At 53.1% G+C, this 17,686-nt stretch carries 19 protein-coding genes; 6 read left to right on the top strand and 13 right to left on the bottom strand.

Translation table 11 applies throughout. The features are described from left to right. Window positions 1-129 precede the first annotated feature (129 nt). Window positions 130-1,368 carry a zinc-dependent alcohol dehydrogenase gene (locus NQ842_RS17925; protein ID WP_046888685.1) on the top strand — a complete coding sequence of 413 codons (1,239 nt, stop codon included), beginning with the start codon at window positions 130-132 and terminating at the stop codon, window positions 1,366-1,368. 10 nt (window positions 1,369-1,378) lie between these two features. On the opposite strand, the gene yldA is transcribed toward NQ842_RS17925, so the two are convergent. Continuing rightward, a complete protein-coding gene (gene yldA / locus NQ842_RS23360) occupies window positions 1,379-1,468 on the bottom strand; it encodes a small membrane protein YldA (protein ID WP_274517437.1) in 90 nt (29 codons plus the stop codon). A 138-nt stretch (window positions 1,469-1,606) separates the two neighbouring features. Further along, entirely contained in the window at window positions 1,607-2,017 is a 411-nt protein-coding gene (gene rnk, locus NQ842_RS17920) for a nucleoside diphosphate kinase regulator (RefSeq protein ID WP_014831067.1), read from the bottom strand. 269 nt (window positions 2,018-2,286) lie between these two features. On the opposite strand from rnk, the gene NQ842_RS17915 reads away from it, so the two are divergent. Next, entirely contained in the window at window positions 2,287-2,904 is a 618-nt protein-coding gene (locus NQ842_RS17915; protein ID WP_153908434.1) for a flavin reductase family protein, read from the top strand. Here the strand turns inward: NQ842_RS17915 and rna are convergent. After that, window positions 2,898-3,707, bottom strand: a complete 810-nt coding sequence (gene rna, locus NQ842_RS17910) for a ribonuclease I (RefSeq protein WP_257256144.1) — start codon at window positions 3,705-3,707, stop codon at window positions 2,898-2,900. The genes NQ842_RS17915 and rna overlap by 7 nt on opposite strands. A gap of 93 nt (window positions 3,708-3,800) precedes the next feature. Beyond that, the gene (gene dcuC / locus NQ842_RS17905; RefSeq protein WP_014831070.1) at window positions 3,801-5,168 is read right to left on the bottom strand and encodes an anaerobic C4-dicarboxylate transporter DcuC; all 1,368 of its coding nucleotides are present in this window, start codon (window positions 5,166-5,168) and stop codon (window positions 3,801-3,803) included. 589 nt (window positions 5,169-5,757) lie between these two features. Here dcuC and pagP point away from each other — a divergent pair. Both pagP and cspE read left to right on the top strand, forming a co-directional pair. After that, complete coding sequence (gene pagP, locus NQ842_RS17900) at window positions 5,758-6,375, top strand: lipid IV(A) palmitoyltransferase PagP (protein WP_046888688.1); 618 nt, start codon at window positions 5,758-5,760, stop codon at window positions 6,373-6,375. A gap of 191 nt (window positions 6,376-6,566) precedes the next feature. Then, on the top strand, window positions 6,567-6,776 hold the full coding sequence (gene cspE, locus NQ842_RS17895) for a transcription antiterminator/RNA stability regulator CspE (RefSeq protein WP_002439184.1): 210 nt from the start codon (window positions 6,567-6,569) through the stop codon (window positions 6,774-6,776). Window positions 6,777-6,995: 219 nt separating this feature from the next. On the opposite strand, the gene crcB is transcribed toward cspE, so the two are convergent. Continuing rightward, window positions 6,996-7,379, bottom strand: coding sequence for a fluoride efflux transporter CrcB (crcB, locus tag NQ842_RS17890; RefSeq protein WP_014831072.1), 384 nt, complete (start codon window positions 7,377-7,379; stop codon window positions 6,996-6,998). Between the two features lie 67 nt (window positions 7,380-7,446). On the opposite strand from crcB, the gene NQ842_RS17885 reads away from it, so the two are divergent. Together NQ842_RS17885 and tatE are read left to right on the top strand one after the other, a co-directional pair. Then, window positions 7,447-8,235 (top strand): deaminated glutathione amidase, encoded by a 789-nt coding sequence (locus NQ842_RS17885; protein ID WP_046888689.1) that lies wholly within the window; start codon window positions 7,447-7,449, stop codon window positions 8,233-8,235. Window positions 8,236-8,360: 125 nt separating this feature from the next. Next, window positions 8,361-8,564, top strand: a complete 204-nt coding sequence (tatE, locus tag NQ842_RS17880) for a twin-arginine translocase subunit TatE (RefSeq protein WP_013097596.1) — start codon at window positions 8,361-8,363, stop codon at window positions 8,562-8,564. 82 nt (window positions 8,565-8,646) lie between these two features. Here the strand turns inward: tatE and lipA are convergent, their stop codons facing one another. The 8 genes from lipA to mrdA form a co-directional block, all read right to left on the bottom strand. Next, window positions 8,647-9,612, bottom strand: coding sequence for a lipoyl synthase (gene lipA / locus NQ842_RS17875; RefSeq protein ID WP_013097595.1), 966 nt, complete (start codon window positions 9,610-9,612; stop codon window positions 8,647-8,649). Window positions 9,613-9,819: 207 nt separating this feature from the next. Continuing rightward, the gene (locus tag NQ842_RS17870; protein WP_014831074.1) at window positions 9,820-10,773 is read right to left on the bottom strand and encodes a YbeF family transcriptional regulator; all 954 of its coding nucleotides are present in this window, start codon (window positions 10,771-10,773) and stop codon (window positions 9,820-9,822) included. Between the two features lie 291 nt (window positions 10,774-11,064). Then, window positions 11,065-11,706 (bottom strand): lipoyl(octanoyl) transferase LipB, encoded by a 642-nt coding sequence (lipB, locus tag NQ842_RS17865; protein WP_014831075.1) that lies wholly within the window; start codon window positions 11,704-11,706, stop codon window positions 11,065-11,067. A gap of 94 nt (window positions 11,707-11,800) precedes the next feature. Next, window positions 11,801-12,064 carry a DUF493 family protein YbeD gene (gene ybeD, locus NQ842_RS17860; RefSeq protein WP_003858718.1) on the bottom strand — a complete coding sequence of 88 codons (264 nt, stop codon included), beginning with the start codon at window positions 12,062-12,064 and terminating at the stop codon, window positions 11,801-11,803. A gap of 106 nt (window positions 12,065-12,170) precedes the next feature. Next, window positions 12,171-13,382: a D-alanyl-D-alanine carboxypeptidase DacA gene (dacA, locus tag NQ842_RS17855; RefSeq protein ID WP_013097592.1), complete on the bottom strand. Its 1,212-nt coding sequence runs from the start codon at window positions 13,380-13,382 to the stop codon at window positions 12,171-12,173. A gap of 139 nt (window positions 13,383-13,521) precedes the next feature. Next, complete coding sequence (rlpA, locus tag NQ842_RS17850; RefSeq protein ID WP_126521775.1) at window positions 13,522-14,637, bottom strand: endolytic peptidoglycan transglycosylase RlpA; 1,116 nt, start codon at window positions 14,635-14,637, stop codon at window positions 13,522-13,524. 16 nt (window positions 14,638-14,653) lie between these two features. Next, on the bottom strand, window positions 14,654-15,766 hold the full coding sequence (mrdB, locus tag NQ842_RS17845; RefSeq protein ID WP_013097590.1) for a peptidoglycan glycosyltransferase MrdB: 1,113 nt from the start codon (window positions 15,764-15,766) through the stop codon (window positions 14,654-14,656). A gap of 2 nt (window positions 15,767-15,768) precedes the next feature. Beyond that, window positions 15,769-17,670, bottom strand: coding sequence for a peptidoglycan DD-transpeptidase MrdA (gene mrdA / locus NQ842_RS17840; RefSeq protein ID WP_046888691.1), 1,902 nt, complete (start codon window positions 17,668-17,670; stop codon window positions 15,769-15,771). Window positions 17,671-17,686 lie beyond the last annotated feature (16 nt).

Raw genomic sequence — 17,686 nt, 5'->3', positions numbered from 1 at the left:
ACGGTTTTTGTAAGCGCTGCGGCACTTTTCTCTTTTCCCCCAGGATAATTCTCAAAAGCCAGGTAATCCCGGGCAGATCGTCAGAGGACGCTACCCTTAAACACTTACCCGGATCCTTTCGGAGGTCGCATGAAAGCACTCACGTACCACGGTCCACATCATGTTCGTGTCGAGAATGTCCCCGACCCTGTCATTGAACAACCTGACGATATCATCCTGCGTGTAACGGCCACGGCGATCTGCGGATCCGATCTGCATCTCTACCGCGGCAAGATCCCGAAAGTTGAGCACGGCGATATTTTTGGCCATGAGTTCATGGGCGAAGTGGTGGAGACGGGCAGGGAAGTGAAGACGCTGCGAAAAGGCGACCGGGTGGTGATCCCCTTTGTCATCGCCTGCGGAGACTGCTTCTTTTGCCGCCTGCAACAGTACGCGGCCTGCGAAAACACCAACGCCGGGCAGGGTGCCGCCCTGAATAAAAAGCAAATTCCCGCGCCCGCCGCGCTGTTTGGCTACAGCCATCTCTACGGTGGTGTGCCGGGTGGACAAGCGGAATACGTTCGGGTGCCCAAAGGTAATGTCGGGCCGTTCAAAGTGCCTCAGTTGCTTTCCGATGACAAAGCGCTGTTCCTCTCCGATATTTTGCCTACCGCCTGGCAGGCGGCAAAAAATGCCCAGATCGAAAAGGGCTCCAGCGTTGCCGTTTTTGGCGCGGGGCCGGTAGGGCTACTGACTATCGCCTGTGCGCGGCTGCTTGGCGCCGAGCAGATCTTTGTGGTGGATCATCATCCGTATCGTCTGCGTTTTGCCGCGGAGCGCTACGGGGCCATCCCCATCAATTTTGATGAAGATAACGATGCAGCGGAAAAAATCATTGAGCAAACCGCAGGCCATCGCGGTGTGGACGCCGTCATTGATGCCGTCGGCTTTGAAGCCAAAGGCAGCACCACGGAAACGATCCTCAGCAACCTTAAAATAGAGGGCAGCAGCGGCAAAGCGCTGCGTCAGTGCATTGCTGCGGTTCGACGGGGCGGTGTGGTGAGTGTGCCTGGCGTTTACGCGGGCTTTATTCACGGCTTCCTGTTTGGTGATGCTTTTGATAAAGGGCTCAGTTTTAAAATGGGCCAGACCCATGTCCACGCCTGGCTCGGTGAGTTGTTACCGCTGATCGAAAAAGGGCTGCTGACGCCGGAGGAGATTGTCACCCACTATCTACCACTGGATGATGCCGAACGCGCCTACAGAATTTTCGAAAAACGGGAGGAAGCCTGCCGTAAGGTTATCCTGGTGCCAGGTGCAGAAACGCCCGAAGCGGCGGAGCAGCAGGTGAAAGGGCTGGTGAATGCGTTTCCGGGGGGCGTTGTGTGAAGCAGATGGCCTACCAGTGGCGCTCGAGATAGAGCACGGCCGTGACGATGATCGCCACAAAAATGAGAAAAATAAGTGTGATAACAACTATCTCACTCATGACCGTCCTCGCGGCACCAAAACAGGTTAAGCCTGGATTAAGGGTTTCTGGCGCGGTATAGGACGTTCGGGTGAATCTGCGGAAAGAGGATGCGCAGGCATCCTCTGTGCAACGCGGGTCGCGATTGTTCAGAAGGGATTAACGAAGGTAATCGCCTGCCGCTTCTGGCTGGTAGAGCAGTTCCAGCACTTCCAGATGGGTCGAGGCTCCGCCTGGCAGTTCCCAGTGGATGGTATCCCCGGTACGCAGACCCAGCAGGGCCGCGCCGACCGGTGCCAGCACGGAGAGCTGGGCGCTGCTGTCGGTCATCTGTGCCGGGTAAACCAGCGTGCGGGTCAACTCTTCACCCGTGGTCAGGTTGCGGAATTTGACCTGGCTGTTCATGGTCACCACGTCATGCGGCATTGACTCCGGGGTGCACATCTGCGCCCGGTCGAGCTCTTCATTCAGGGCATCGGCAACCGGGAGCGAGGCGAATTCTGGTTTTTCCAGAAGTCGGTCAATACGTTCTGCGTCGAGTTCATTGATAATGATGGTGGGTCTGGACATTTTTTACTCCATGTCGTTAATACTGCGTGTAACGCAGAAACCAATCCAAAAGAAAACCCTCGCCGTCTGGCAGCGAGGGTTTAACTCTCCCGATGATACTGTCTGAGCGCGCAATTTTGAAGTGATACAGGTCACATTCATGGGCCATATGAATTTTCGCTGAAATTTATTCAGTCTTCATTTCTGGCAGATTGCGTTACGCTGACTGTTCTGAATCAGGGCGATGAGCGACACGCCATTCGCGACTTCCCCATCATTAAGAGAGCGCTATGTATTTCTATCAACCTTCTCAGGGGCACGGTCTGCCCCATGACCCGCTGAATGCTATCATTGGCCCGCGTCCGATTGGCTGGATCTCCTCCTGCGACAAGGCAGGACAGCTCAACCTGGCTCCGTATAGCTTCTTTAACTGTTTTAACTATCGTCCGCCGATTATTGGCTTTTCCAGCAATGGCTGGAAAGACAGCGTGCGTAATATTAACGAAACGGGTGAGTTTGTCTGGAACCTGGCCACGCGCGATCTGGCTGAAGCGATGAATCAAACCTCAGCCACGCTGCCACACGAAGAAGATGAGTTTACCTTTTCCGGATTGACGCCCGCTGCGAGCCAGCTGGTGAAGGCGCCGCGAGTGGCCGAGAGCCCGGTAAACTTTGAGTGTCGCCTGTCGCAGTGTATTCAGCTGACCGGCGCCGACGGTACACCGGTTGACACCTGGCTGGTGCTCGGGGAAGTGGTAGGCGTTCATATTGCCGAATCGCTGCTGGAAGAGGGGATCTATCAGACGGCGAAAGCGCAGCCCATCCTGCGTGCAGGTGGGCCGACGGCCTATTATGGGATCAGTGACGAACACCGGTTTGATCTGGTGCGCCCGATTGTGGGTCAGTAACCGACTTTATCGATAACAAACTGTTTGCCACAGTTACCCGGATGTGGCTGTGGCGCGAAAGAGTCCGCAGAGAGCGGGTTGTTAATGGTATCGGCCCTGAGCGAAATCTGCATTTCGGTCAGATAGGCCGGATTGCCATTGCAGGTCAGCTTGAACGCTTTGACGTTCTCTTTGCTCCAGCTTCTCGCCACGGCAGTATCAAAGTCTTTACGGCTTACCGTTTTACCGTAGTTGTCCGCCAGGAATTTCCCCACCGCGCTGTTTTTTATCTCCTGATTCATCCGCACCATGGTGCCGAAATAGGCGTCAGGATCAAAGCCGAAGCAGACGCCGTGTTTGGCGTATTCATAGCGTTCCAGACAGGAGTTACCGCCTGCGCCGGGCATGACGCTGTTCAGCTTCGCGGCTCCCGACAGTGACAGCCCGGTTTCGGCGGCCGAACATTTGCGGCTGGCTTTAACTTCCGGCATGTTTGGGATTGGGCGGGTCGCGCAGCCAAAACGCATCCAGCGGCGTTCATCCACACCGCGTGCGGCAATGGATTTTGGCAGGCCCGGCCATAAGCCGTGTACGGTCAGATAATCGGTCTTGTTATTGCTCTCTTTTTGCAGACGACACTCTTCTGGCTCGTTACGGTTACGCTCGGCCATGCTCTGGCAGAAACCGGTTTGCCAGGAAAGCGCCAGAACGTAGCGATCGAAATCGCCATACTGCGTGGCTTTGAGCGGGGCCGCCTGCGCGGAGAAGACACAGAGTGCAAGCGCCATGGCGCCAGACGGGATAACGATATCCTTCCTGAACATGTGATTTCCTGATGGGTTAACGCGATAAATTTCTGGAAGTTATTAAAGCACAAAAAGCGCCCGCAGGCGCTTTTTGGATATCGGTCATTGAGCTCAGGCTGCGCCGGGAACCAGAACCTCGGTCGCGATAATCACGATGATCAGGCCCACAAGCACCGGTACCGACGTGCGTTTTACCACTTCGAACGGCGAGATTTTTGCCATCCCGGCGACCGCTACCACCACCCCTGATACCGGCGAAATGGTACGACCGAGGTTTGACGCCTGCAGCATGGGAATGGAGAGGTAAGCCGGGTTAATACCGGAAGAGTGTGCCAGTTTTGGGATCATCTCAACGAAGGCGTAGAACGGCGCGTTACCTGAACCGGTGGTCATTGCCGCCAGCATGGTCAGCACCACCAGCACCAGCATCAGGATAATGCTGGCAGAGCCGAACGATGTGGCGATGGAGATGAGACTCTGAATAAAGCCAATGGTGCTCAGGCCCTGCGCGAAGACGCCTGCCGCCACCAACAGCATCACGACGCCTGCGAACGCATCTGCCATACCGCGATACGCTACTTCCAGGCCTGAAAATACCTTCTGGGTATTGAAACCGCGAATAAATTCCAGCACGGCGGCCAGCAGCATACAAATAACCAGAATGGTAATGATGTGCAGCTGTGGTCCCCATTTGCCGTCAAAAATCAGCACACCGATAATAGGCGTGAACGGCAGAATCGAATAGAACGCCGGGGCGGTGGTGGTGATTTCATTCACATCCATCATTTCATGACTGATATTTTCTTTTTTATCGAGATAACGTTGCCAGAAGAAATGTGCGATCCCCATCCCTACGATAGCCACAATAGAAATAGGCAGCGTGGTTTTAAAGGCGAAATCGATGAGTGACATTTCTGCCGCTTTCGCCGCCAGCACGACGTCACCGGAGGTTGGGGAAAGGATTATTGCCGCCGGAGAGGCGCAGATTGCCGCCGCGGCACCACGGCTGATGCCGACGTTAACCATGACCGGGAACAGGGTAGCCATCAACAACACCCCCAGGCCAGTGGCTGACGAAACGGCCAGCGACATGAGACAGGCGAGGAAGTAGGCTGCCACCATCAGCAGATACGGGGAGTTGATGTACTGCAGCGGCTTAGAGGCCAGCTTCACGACCATATCGTTAGCACCAATATGGGTCATGTAGGCGGCAAAACCGCACAGCATCATGATCATCATGCCCAGATCGCCACCGCGGCTCATGAGCAGAATTTTAATGTATTCAACAATGTCTGTGGCGGTATAGCCGGTGCTGGTTGCGCTGGCAGGTAAGACCTGATGACCCATCAGCGCGCTGATGATCAGTAAGGTCAGGCCGCCGACAAATAACACGCCCGTGGCGGAATACCCCTTAATGATGTAGCGCGCTACACCGACAATGACAACGACTCCGATAAGGAGCTCTAAAAACGTAAGCATGATTTCCCCTGTATCCTTGCTCCCCGAGAGCACAAATAATCAATAAAAAAGAAGGATGAGAATGTGCCGAATTAATGGCCAGTCCTTGCTGATTAAAATCAATAAATATACTACTAAAGCAGATGTTAGCGATATTTTTGCCATTGCGATGGCAATAATGACATGTGGGTATTGACCGATTGGTTGAGTAGAGTATGTCATTTAAATGCTAATGAGTTGTTAATTTATTGGTTGTAGATTAACACGTTCTTGATTAAGAAGGTAAAAGACTTTTCAAACCAGCTGTGCCGGGGGAGTGATCCGCTCTGAGCCGCGCCAGCGTAGGGCAGGCAGTCGGATAGAAAGAAAAGTCTGACTGCAGATGCTAATGATTAAATTTATACGACCTTGACCGGCGTTTATGTTTGCCCTGAAAGCCATAATAAAGATGAGGTTATTAATGTCCGTAAACATTATTTGATAACTGCTGAACAGGTACCGGACAGGCGATTATTCAGCATGGGGCAATGCATCACTCAGAATATTCTCGCAAAATGGCTGATTAATTAGGAGTAATGCTGATGCTGTTAAGGCTCCATTCAACTATTTTATGGTAAACTTTGCCTCGAATACTAAGAATGGTAATTGCATTGTGATCGGACGTAATAATTTTTTCTTCATTTTTTTGTTTATTTTTGCACAGTTAACGTTCTCTTCTGTTGCACTGGCTGAAGAGAACGCGACGGATAAAGGCTGGTTCTCCACCTTTACGGATAATGTCTCTCAAACCTGGAGCGCGCCAGAGCACTATGACCTCTATGTGCCGGCGATCACCTGGCATGCACGCTTTGCCTACGACAAAGAAAAGACGGACAAATATAACGAGCGCCCATGGGGAGCCGGTTTTGGTCAGTCGCGCTGGGACGAAAAAGGAAACTGGAATGGCATCTATCTGATGGCCTTTAAAGATTCCTTTAACAAATGGGAACCGATCGGCGGCTATGGCTGGGAGAAAACATGGCGTCCGTTAACTGACGACAACTTCCATGTTGGTCTCGGCTACACCGTTGGGGTGACCGCGCGCGACAACTGGAACTATATCCCCATTCCGGTTCTGTTGCCGCTGGCCTCGATTGGCTATGGCCCTGCAACGTTCCAGATGACCTACATTCCCGGTACGTACAACAACGGTAACGTTTACTTCGCCTGGATGCGTTTTCAGTTTTAACTGAAAAAACGGTGACGGACTGGTGAAAAAACGCGCAGCCGTTGAATCATATGGGATAAAAATCCGCCAGCGAAAATTAACGCGACTTTAGTCACTTTTTATCAAAGATCCGCTGGACAAAAGCTCCCACAATTGATGTACTGGTAACCGACACAGCATTTGTGTCGTTTTTTAATGTAAAGGTAATTTTGATGTCTAAGATTAAAGGTAACGTTAAGTGGTTTAATGAGTCCAAAGGATTCGGTTTCATTACTCCTGAAGATGGCAGCAAAGACGTGTTCGTACACTTCTCTGCAATCCAGTCTAATGGTTTCAAAACTCTGGCTGAAGGTCAGCGTGTAGAGTTCGAAATCACTAACGGTGCCAAAGGCCCTTCTGCTGCTAACGTAATCGCTCTGTAATTCAGACGCGTCAGCAAGAATTTCAAAACCCGCTCACTGAGCGGGTTTTTTTCGTTTTGTCTCAGCCAAGCAGATACATTTTCAGGAAGCTGGCAACGATCAGCACGCTCAACAACACCACGCCTGCGCTCATCAAACTCTCTTTCATTCTGTCACCCTCGTTCTGTATTGGCACCAGAGTGACAGAGAAAAATTAAGCCAACATTAACGCTCCGGCTGTTAGTGGGGAGTGGCGGATGAAAATAGCCAGAATGCGATCCCCGTCATCGCAAAGGAGCCGAGCATATTGATGGCAATGTTTACCAGCGCCCAGCCGATACGGCCCTCCTGAAACAAAAATACCGTTTCCGCAGAAAAGGTGGAGAAGGTGGTTAAACCGCCGCAGAATCCGGTGGTAATCAATACCTTCCACATTGGGTCGATGTGCGTCATGCGGTTAAACCAGGCCAGCCCCATGCCAATAATAAACGCACCAATCAGGTTTGCCGCCAGTGTCCCCATTGGGATCGCCTGATGCAGAGGATTAAACCGCATACTCAGGAACCACCGCGCAACGCTTCCCGTCCCCCCACCAATAAAAACAGCTAAAAGGAGTTGTAACACTGTAAATACCTGCTATTTGATGTGTAAGAGTGGCGAGTTTAACGCTGTTTATGTTTAGGGGACAAATATGTATGTTGCGGTAGGGCAGTTTGCGGTCACGCCTCGCTGGCAGGAGAACGCGGCTCAATGCGTCTCGCTGATGACGCAGGCACAACGAAAGGGCGCGTCGCTGCTGGTGTTGCCAGAGGCCTTGCTGGCTCGCGATGATAACGACCCGGATTTGTCGGTGAAATCTGCGCAGGCGCTTGATGGGCCGTTTTTACAGCAATTACTGACCGCGAGTGTGGGTAATGACATGACCACGATTTTGACGGTGCATGTGCCGTCAACGCCTGGTCGGGCGGTGAATACGCTGGTGGCCATCCGTGGTGGCGGCATCATCGCCAGCTATGCCAAGCTTCATCTCTATGATGCGTTCAGTATTCAGGAGTCGCGCCAGGTTGACCCGGGTGACTGTGTACCGCCCCTGATCGCGGTTGAGGGGTTAAATATTGGGCTGATGACCTGCTACGATCTTCGTTTCCCTGAGCTGGCGCTGAGCCTGGCATTACAGGGCGCGGATGTGCTGGTTCTGCCTGCCGCATGGGTCAGGGGGCCGCTGAAAGAGCATCACTGGGCCACGTTGCTTACGGCGCGTGCGCTGGATACCACCTGTTATGTGGTCGCGGCAGGAGAGTGCGGCAATAAAAATATCGGGCAGAGCAGGGTGATTGACCCGCTGGGCGTTACGATTGCCGCCGCAGCGGAAGGTCCGGTTATGCTGATGACGGAGATAATTTCGGAAAGGATTGCGCTTGCACGGCAGCAATTACCTGTTCTTCGCAACCGCCGTTTTGCGCCACCGCAATTATTGTGATGTTTTTTTCAACAATGCTTGATTCACCTTGTTACAGATTGCTATTGTGTGCACGCGCCAAATGACCGTTAATACGATCGGGTTTTGGTGCTGAATGCAGCCTGTTTTATGTTAAGAAGGTATCTATGGGTGAGATTAGTATTACCAAACTGCTGGTGGTTGCCGCACTGGTCGTCCTGCTGTTTGGTACCAAGAAGTTACGCACGCTGGGTGGTGACCTGGGTGCCGCCATCAAAGGCTTTAAGAAAGCGATGAACGACGATGATGCGGCAGCGAAGAAAAGCGCCGAGGATACCGTTCCGGCTGAAAAGCTCTCTCACAAAGAGTAACGGCAATGCCTGATGGCTTGCGAAAAAAAAACCGGCTCAACAGGCCGGTTTTTTTGTATTCCTGTAAGTGAATATTACAGGGTTATTTAACTTCTTCGCCTTTTGCCTGCATATCAGCATGGTAAGAGGAGCGTACAAATGGACCGCAAGCAGCGTGGGTGAAGCCCATCGCCATCGCTTCGGCTTTCATCTCATCAAACTCATCCGGGCTAACGTAGCGCTGCACGGGCAGGTGATGGCGGCTAGGCTGCAGATACTGGCCCAGCGTCAGCATGGTCACGCCGTGGCGACGCAGATCGCGCATCACTTCAATGATTTCGTCGTTGGTTTCACCAAGACCCACCATCAGGCCTGACTTGGTAGGAATATGCGGATGCGCTTCTTTGAACCGCTCCAGCAGCTTCAGAGACCAGTTGTAATCAGCACCCGGACGCACCTGGCGATAGAGACGCGGTACGTTCTCCAGGTTGTGGTTAAAGACGTCTGGTGGCGTTGCGGTCAGGATATCCAGTGCACGGTCCATACGGCCGCGGAAGTCCGGAACCAGCGTCTCAATCTTAATGTTCGGGCTTTTCTCGCGAATGGCAGTAATACAGTCAGCAAAGTGCTGAGCACCACCATCGCGCAGGTCATCACGGTCAACGGAGGTAATGACCACATAACGCAGCGCCATATCAGCGATGGTCTGCGCCAGTTTTTGGGGTTCGTTTGCATCAGGCGCCACCGGGCGACCATGCGCAACATCGCAGAACGGGCAACGACGGGTGCAGATGGCACCCAGAATCATAAACGTCGCGGTGCCGTGGTTGAAACACTCAGCAAGGTTCGGGCAAGACGCTTCCTCACAAACGGAGTGAAGGCCATTCTTACGCATCGCCGCTTTGATCCCCTGGATACGCGAAGAGTCAGCCGGAAGTTTGATTTTCATCCATTCCGGTTTTCTTAACAGCGCCTCGCGCTCTGTAGCCACGTTTTTAACCGGGATAAGGGCCATTTTATCGGCATCGCGGTATTTAACACCGCGTTCCATCACAATGGGTTTACTCATAGCGTGCGTGTTCCAGTTGCGAATATCGAAGGAAAGCGTTTCAATTCAAGGGAATGTTGTATTTATCAACTATTTTTGAACGAACGACAGGCAGTATATCATTGAAACGGTCGGTAAAGCAGCCTGCCAGGTCGCCAATTTGTAAAATAGTTGTTGTTTTGTGCCTTTTGCCCTGCGTGCGGCAGGGACTTGTGCTGTGTCAACCTTTCAGAAGGCCTGGCGGATGATGCGGATCACGTTTTCGAGTACCGGATCGCGCAGACTGAGCTTATTGTAATGCAGTGAAATCTCGATAGATTCTGCATTGAGCTGGCTGAGCGGAATGCTCTCCAGTGGCCAACATTTACGCAGCAGGTGATACAGGCGCGACGGCATGATGCAGAGCATATCACTGCTGCCAATCAGGGACGCGGTAGTGAACATATTGTAACTGCTGAAGCTGATCTGGCGCTCCGGGAAGATGTCATCAATACGCTGGCGCAGCGAATGGTGAGACTGTCCTTCCGTCATGAATGACGAGTGATCGTAGTTACGCAGATTTTCAATGGTGAGTGGCTCACTGAGCACCGGGTGCTGCTGGCGACAGACCAGCACCAGGTTGTCTGCGTAGAGGACATTTTGCCCTAACGCTCTGGCGCTGAAGCTGCCGCTGTCGATAATCAAATCAGTCTGGAACTGGGCAAGCTGCACATCAGGCTCGCTGAGGGGAACATTACGCAGCAGGAGTTGCGGTGCATGCTCTTTTACGGCCTGATAAATCGCAGGCATGACTAACACCCCCACAGAGGGAGAGCAGCCGATGGTGATGGTTCTCTGTTTGTCGTAGCTTCCGGTTAAATCCAGCGCGCCCAGAATCGACTCCAGCCCCTGGCTGATGTACTCATGCAGATGCGTGGCGTACGCTGTGGGGGTAACCCCCTGTCCCTTACGAATAAATAACGGATCAGGAAATATAGCGCGCAGTTTTTGAATTGACTGGCTTATTGCAGAGGGCGTGAGATTAAGAATTTTCGCAGCGTTAACGATACCCTTGTGGACATATACTGCCTCAAAAATAGTCAGTAAATTGAGATCAATATTACGTAAAGTCCGAAAAATTTGCGGCTTGTCTTCGCCACCGGGTTCATTCAGGCGTTTGGCTGGTAAATTATTATACTCCACGCTTTTACTCCGTACACATTCACAACATGAATGATAGTTGAATTTATTTATTATGCTTGTAGAGATTCGTAAAGTGTTGGTTTTGTTTCACTTGTTTATCAAAAACAACCAGTTGAGTGATTATCACGCAAGTTACTTAGGTCCTGCACGCAGCGCTGACGGGAGGCTAAATAATATGGATCGGTAATATTCGAGCGCTTCGAAAATATAGAATCTGCGGATTATTGTAAAGTGTAAAAGCGGCAATTAAATCGTGGCCCGTCAAATTATCGAGCCACAATGTATAATATATTAAGCAGTGATATATTCGTGCGGGGGATTGTTAAGTAGCGCTAACATATTAGCTAAAAGCACAGGACGGATATTTTCTGTCGTTGCGGTGTCGACCCACTGGCACACTTGCGTCATTTCCATCCCGGCATAGCCGCAGGGGTTGATGCGCTGGAAAGGCTTCAAATCCATATTAATGTTTAACGCGAGCCCGTGAAAAGAGCAGCCTTTACGGATACGCAGCCCGAGCGAGCAGATCTTCATCTCGCCCACGTAGACACCCGGCGCGTCGGCCCGCGGATGCGCATCAATACCGTATTCCGCCAGCGTATTGACGACCGTTTGCTCAAGCAGAGTTACCAGCTCGCGTACGCCCAGCTTTCTGCGCTTGAGGTTCAGGAGAACGTACATCACCTGTTGCCCTGGGCCATGGTACGTAACCTGCCCGCCGCGGTCGCTCTGAATAACCGGGATATCGCCCGTCATCAATAAATGTTCCGCTTTTCCCGCTTGCCCCTGCGTAAACACCGGCAGGTGTTCTACCAGCCAGATTTCATCGGGGGTGGTGTCATCGCGTGAGTCGGTGAAGTCATGCATAGCCTGGGAGACAGGCTCATAAGGTTGCAGCCCGAGATGACGGACAAGAATTTTATCCTGGTACAAAACGACGTCTCCGAAGACGAGGGACAAAAGATGAGGGGGAGTATATCACAGCGGGGAAAGGGGTTACCCGGCAAACCGGGTAACCGCAGAGGGACTACAGCACCATACGAACAATTTCGATATTACCGAGCTCTTCGTACAGCGTCTCCACCTGCTCGATGTGTGTCGCGGTGATGGTAATAGATACCGAGTGGTAGTTGCCCTTGCTGCTTGGTTTTACTGACGGAGAGTAGTCACCCGGCGCATGGCGCTGTACCACTTCAACCACCTGATCAACCAGCTCAGGTTTCGCCAGACCCATTACTTTGTAAGTAAATGGGGTAGGGAATTCAAGCAGTTCGTTAAGTTTGGTTTTCATGTCAGCTCCGGCGTAACGTCAAAAAAGAATAACTCCCACGTCAGGTGGGAGTTATCAGGATACTTAGTATATGGGGATCAAAATCACACTTTCAAGTGTTCAATTTTTAGCCAAACCAGTGATGGAACATCAATTTAATGTAATCAATGATTTTGCCGAAGAAATTGCCTTCAGGAATTTCCTGCAGGACAACCAGCGGGCGCTGATCGATAGTTTTGCCATCCAGCTGGAAGTTGATGGTACCCACAACCTGATTTTTCTGCAGAGGTGCATGCAGCTCGGTGGTGTTCAGTACGTAGCTGGCTTTCAGATCTTTCATGCGGCCACGTGGAATGGTCAGGTACAGATCTTTGTCCACGCCCAGGGAGGCGCGATCGTTGTCACCGAACCAGACCGGCTCAGAGGCAAACTCTTTGCCTGCTTTCAGTGGGTTCACGGTTTCGAAGAAACGGAAGCCCCAGGTCAGCAGTTTTTTACTTTCTGTCTCACGGCCTTTAAAGGTACGACCGCCCATCACGGCAGAGATCAGGCGCATCTGACCTTCGGTAGCAGAGGCAACCAGGTTGTAACCCGCTTTGTCGGTATGACCCGTTTTGATGCCGTCAACGTTCAGGCTGTTATCCCACAGCAGGCCGTTACGGTTGGTCTGACGAATACCGTTGAAGGTGAACTCTTTCTCTTTATAGATGGCGTATTCGTTCGGTACATCGCGGATCAGCGCCTGGCCAATCAGCGCCATATCGCGCGCAGAGCTGTACTGCCCTTCAGCATCCAGGCCGTGAACGGTCTGGAAGTGGCTGTTTTTCAGACCCAGCGCAGAAACGTAGCTGTTCATCAGGCCAACAAACGCATCCTGGCTGCCCGCAGCGAAATCGGCCATCGCGACGCAGGCGTCGTTACCGGACTGCAGGTTGATACCACGAATCAGCTGAGAGACCGGAACCTGCATCCCCGGTTTCAGGAACATCAAAGAAGAACCCTTGAAGACCGGGTTCCCGGTTGCCCACGCATCGTTACCGATAGTGACCAGGTCAGTTTCCTTGAATTTACCTGCTTTCATGGCCTGGCCGATGACGTAGCTGGTCATCATTTTGGTCAGGCTGGCCGGATCGCGACGGGCATCGGCATTCTGTTCGGCCAGAACTTTGCCAGAGTTGTAATCGATCAGGATGTAGGATTCCGCGTCGATTTGCGGAACGCCAGGGATCATGGTCTTGATATTCAGGTCATCGGCGTGAGCTGCGGAGAGTGCAGCCGCGCAAAGGGCCGTGGTCAGCGCCATGCGCTGCACAAAACGAGCAGAAAAAGTGGTCTTCATGGTCAGAACTACGACATCCGTGATGGAATTAAAAAAAGTGCCTTACTATAGCAAATGCTATTCAGGCAGGCATCCGACTTTAAGCATGAGTTTGTGAATGTGTTTTACACAAACTGACAATTCGGATACCGCCGATAAATTACTTCGCTACCGCGATAAATGACTGGAGTTGCGCTTCATTTTGCAGTCGCTGCTGCAGGGTCGCTGCCTGCGATTTACTGGCAAACGGTCCCATCTGAATACGCCACACCGCTCCGTTTTGCTCAACGCGGCCTGGGACGCCAAACTGCTGGCTCAGTCGCTGTTGATACTGCTGTGCACGGGCCTGATCGCTGACGGCGCCCACCTGGACGACAAAGCCGCCGCTGGCAGCGGCGGCTGCAGGCGCTGCCACCGCTGTGCTCTGGGTGGTGGCCGGCGCGGTGACGGGAGCAGGCTGCTGCACGACAGGGGCGGCAACAGGCGCGGGGGTAGGCTCACTGCCTTCCAGCACACCTGAGGCTAAGTTCGTCGGTGCCCCCAGGAAACCGCTACTCTTTACCGGTGCGCCAGTGCTGTCATCGCTTTGCAGCGTATCGTTGCTGATAGGGCGCACTTCTCCGCCAGGCTGAGAAGGCTCGGCCGGCGATGAGACGCTTCCCATGCCGCCGTCAAGATTTGGACGGTCAGGAAGGGCATACGTCTGTTTTGCCACTGTCGTACATGCGGTACCCGGCCCGGAAAGCGAACCATCCTGCGCCACGATAATCGGGTCAATACGAACCTTGGTGTTGTTCGAGGTGTTCAGGCGGTCGGCGGACGCGCGCGACAGCGAAATCACGCGGTCGTTACCGTACGGACCACGGTCGTTAATGCGTACCACGATCATACGACCATTCGCCAGATTGGTGATACGGGCGTAGCTTGGGATAGGCAGTGTCGGATGCGCCGCAGTGAGTTGCGTCGGGTCGAACGCTTCTCCAGATGCCGTCAGGTTGCTCCCGGGTTCCGCATCATAAATGGCGGCGAAACCCGCCTGGCTGAAACGGGAAGGGTCCTGAACGATTTTGTAGCTTTTGCCGTCGCGCTCATAATCCTGATTTGCGCTGGCATTCAGCGGTTCATAAACGGGATCGGCGCCGCTGATTTCAACGATTGGGCCATTACACACCGCAGGCTGCGGCGGCGCGACGGTTGCCTGTTGCTGACCATCATCACTTGTGCACGCCGCAAGTAAACTTGCCGCAATGCAGATCCCCAGCCACTGCTTACGCATTCCGATCCCCTTATTTTTATACGCTTTTTGACAACATTTTTCTGTGGGTATGGATCGACATCACGATACCAAACCCGGCCATCAACACGATCAGTGCCGAGCCTCCGTAACTTACCAGCGGAAGCGGAACGCCTACAACCGGCAGAATACCACTCACCATACCAATATTTACGAAGACATAAACGAATAAAATCAACATCAACCCACCCGCCATCACGCGGCCAAAGGTGGTTTGCGCACGCGCGGCAATCCACAGCCCGCGCATGATCAACAGTACATACAGCGCGAGTAAGATCAAGATGCCGACCAGCCCCAGCTCTTCCGCCAGTACCGCAAAGATAAAGTCGGTGTGGCGCTCTGGTAAGAACTCCAGCTGTGACTGGGTGCCGTGCAGCCAGCCTTTACCGCGCAGGCCACCGGAGCCAATCGCGATCTTGGACTGAATAATATGATAGCCCGCACCCAGCGGATCGGTTTCCGGATCGAGCAGCATCATCACGCGCTGGCGCTGGTAATCATGCATCAGGAAGAACCAGAGAATAGGGATGAATGCGGCGACCAGAACCACCGCGATACCAATCAGACGCCAGCTCAGGCCCGACAAGAAAAGAACAAACAGGCCGGAGAGCGCGATAAGGATCGAGGTGCCAAGGTCAGGCTGCGCCGCCACCAGCAACGTTGGCAGGAAAATCAGTACCAGCGCGATGGCGGTATTTTTCAGAGATGGGGGACAGACATCACGGTTGATAAAGCGTGCCACCATCAGTGGAACGGCGATTTTGGCAATTTCCGAGGGCTGGAAGCGAACCACGCCCAGATCCAGCCAGCGCTGTGCACCTTTGGAGATAGCACCAAACGCATCTACCGCAACCAGCAAAATAATACAGAAGATATAGAGATAGGGCGCCCAGCCTTCATAGACGCGCGGCGGGATCTGCGCCATCACCACCATGATGACCAGACCCATCGCGATCTGGCCAATCTTGCGCTCCATCATGCCGATGTCCTGGCCGCTGGCGCTCCAGATAACCAGGGCGCTGTAGACCAGCAGAGCCAGCAGGATCAGCAGCATGGCTGGGTCGATGTGGATTTTATCCCACAGCGATTTTTTATTTGGATTATCCGTCATGATTATTGGTCCTCCGCCGCAGCGGCGGCCGGGTTTTCAGCCGGCAGTTCGGTGTTGTTATCACCCAGCATGATGTGGTCGAGGATTTGGCGCATGATGGTACCTACGGCTGGCCCTGCGCCACCGTTTTCCAGAATCATCGCCACCGCCACTTGCGGGTTATCATAAGGTGCAAATGCCGTCATGAGCTTATGGTCACGCAGTCGTTCGGCAATGCGGTGCGCGTTATAGGTTTCGTTGGCTTTCAGACCGAAGACCTGCGCTGTACCGGATTTGGCGGCCACTTTATACGGCGCACCAGCGAAATACTTATGCGCGGTACCGTTCGGGCGGTTTGCCACCCCGTACATCCCGTCTTTGGCGATCTCCCAGAAGCCGGAGTGAATATCCCCCACTGGTGCTTCATGCGGCTGGATCCACGGCACTTTTTTGCCCTCTTCAACGGTACTTTGCAGCAGATGCGGGACCTTCACCACGCCATCGTTGATGAGGATCATCATCGCTTTGTTCATCTGTAGCGGGGTCGCGGTCCAGTAACCCTGGCCGATACCTACCGGAATGGTATCACCCTGATACCACGGCTTCTTAAAGCGCTTCAGCTTCCATTCACGGGTTGGCATGTTGCCGGAGCGTTCTTCGGCAAGATCAACCCCGGTGTAGTGTCCGTAGCCGAATTTGCTCATCCACTCTGACAGGCGGTCAATACCCATGTCGTACGCCACCTGATAGAAGAAGGTATCCGCAGACTCTTCCAGCGATTTCGTCACGTTCAGATGACCGTGGCCCCATTTTTTCCAGTCGCGATAGCGTTTTTCTGACCCCGGCAACTGCCACCAACCCGGGTCAAACAGGCTGGTGTTGCGGTTGATGACACCCGCGCTCAGCGCCGAGACGGCGACGTAAGGTTTCACTGTCGACGCCGGAGGGTATACCCCCTGCGTGGCGCGGTTCACCAGCGGTGTATTCGGGTCATTAAGCAACCCGGAGTAGTCCTTACTGGAAATCCCATCGACAAAGAGGTTAGGGTCGTAGCTTGGCATGGAGACCATCGCCAGAATGCCGCCGGTGCGCGGATCGGTCACGACAACTGCCGCACGGCTGCCTGCCAGTAAGGTTTCAATATACTGCTGCAGTTTAAGGTCAAGCGTCAGGTAGACATCATGTCCTGCCTGCGGTGGCACCTCTTTCAACTGGCGAATAACGCGGCCACGGTTGTTGACTTCAACCTCTTCATAGCCGGTCTGCCCGTGCAGGACATCTTCGTAATAGCGTTCAATTCCCAGCTTACCGATATCATGCGTTGCGGCGTAGTTTGCCAGTTTGCCGTCTTTATCAAGACGCTCGACGTCTTTGTCGTTGATCTTGGAAACGTAGCCGATCACGTGCGTCAGCGCGGAGCCGTAGGGATAGTAGCGGCGTTTATAGCCTTTCACTTCCACGCCAGGGAAACGGTACTGATTGACGGCAAAGCGGGCCACCTGGACTTCCGTCAGGTTGGTTTTAACCGGAATGGAGGTAAAACGGTGAGAACGGGCGCGCTCTTTCTTGAACGCAGCGATATCGTCATCGTTAAGATCGACAACGCTTCGCAATGCTTCCAGCGTATCCTGCACGTTGTCGACTTTTTCCGGCATCATCTCAATCTGGTAGATGGTGCGGTTTAAGGCTAGGGGCGTACCGTTGCGGTCGTAAATAATGCCGCGGCTGGGGGCGATAGGCACCAGCTTGATGCGGTTTTCGTTTGAGCGCGTCTGGTAATCGGTATAGCGGACAATTTGCAGATTATAAAGGTTGGCGATCAGCACGCCGGTAAGCAGCAAAATCCCCGTAAAGGCGACCAGCGCCCGGCGCACAAACAGCGCGGACTCAGCCGTATAGTCGCGAAAAGAATTCTGTAGTTTCATCCGCTGCTTAATCTAC

The organism is Enterobacter cloacae complex sp. R_G8 (genome assembly GCF_024599795.1).
In the GTDB taxonomy this organism is placed as follows: Bacteria; Pseudomonadota; Gammaproteobacteria; order Enterobacterales; family Enterobacteriaceae; genus Enterobacter; species Enterobacter dissolvens.
Note: the sequence above shows the minus strand (reverse complement) of the source record. Positions and strands in the feature narration are given on the sequence as shown.

Coding starts and splice junctions, on each gene's coding strand:
- dacA (WP_013097592.1), bottom strand. CDS start 13,382: ATGAAGACCACTTTTTCTGCTCGTTTTGTGCAGCGCATGGCGCTGACC.
- mrdA (WP_046888691.1), bottom strand. CDS start 17,670: ATGAAACTACAGAATTCTTTTCGCGACTATACGGCTGAGTCCGCGCTG.
- tatE (WP_013097596.1), top strand. CDS start 8,361: ATGGGTGAGATTAGTATTACCAAACTGCTGGTGGTTGCCGCACTGGTC.
- ybeD (WP_003858718.1), bottom strand. CDS start 12,064: ATGAAAACCAAACTTAACGAACTGCTTGAATTCCCTACCCCATTTACT.
- rnk (WP_014831067.1), bottom strand. CDS start 2,017: ATGTCCAGACCCACCATCATTATCAATGAACTCGACGCAGAACGTATT.
- cspE (WP_002439184.1), top strand. CDS start 6,567: ATGTCTAAGATTAAAGGTAACGTTAAGTGGTTTAATGAGTCCAAAGGA.
- NQ842_RS17885 (WP_046888689.1), top strand. CDS start 7,447: ATGTATGTTGCGGTAGGGCAGTTTGCGGTCACGCCTCGCTGGCAGGAG.
- NQ842_RS17915 (WP_153908434.1), top strand. CDS start 2,287: ATGTATTTCTATCAACCTTCTCAGGGGCACGGTCTGCCCCATGACCCG.
- dcuC (WP_014831070.1), bottom strand. CDS start 5,168: ATGCTTACGTTTTTAGAGCTCCTTATCGGAGTCGTTGTCATTGTCGGT.
- lipA (WP_013097595.1), bottom strand. CDS start 9,612: ATGAGTAAACCCATTGTGATGGAACGCGGTGTTAAATACCGCGATGCC.
- rna (WP_257256144.1), bottom strand. CDS start 3,707: ATGTTCAGGAAGGATATCGTTATCCCGTCTGGCGCCATGGCGCTTGCA.
- yldA (WP_274517437.1), bottom strand. CDS start 1,468: ATGAGTGAGATAGTTGTTATCACACTTATTTTTCTCATTTTTGTGGCG.
- pagP (WP_046888688.1), top strand. CDS start 5,758: ATGGTAAACTTTGCCTCGAATACTAAGAATGGTAATTGCATTGTGATC.
- NQ842_RS17925 (WP_046888685.1), top strand. CDS start 130: ATGAAAGCACTCACGTACCACGGTCCACATCATGTTCGTGTCGAGAAT.
- rlpA (WP_126521775.1), bottom strand. CDS start 14,637: ATGCGTAAGCAGTGGCTGGGGATCTGCATTGCGGCAAGTTTACTTGCG.
- mrdB (WP_013097590.1), bottom strand. CDS start 15,766: ATGACGGATAATCCAAATAAAAAATCGCTGTGGGATAAAATCCACATC.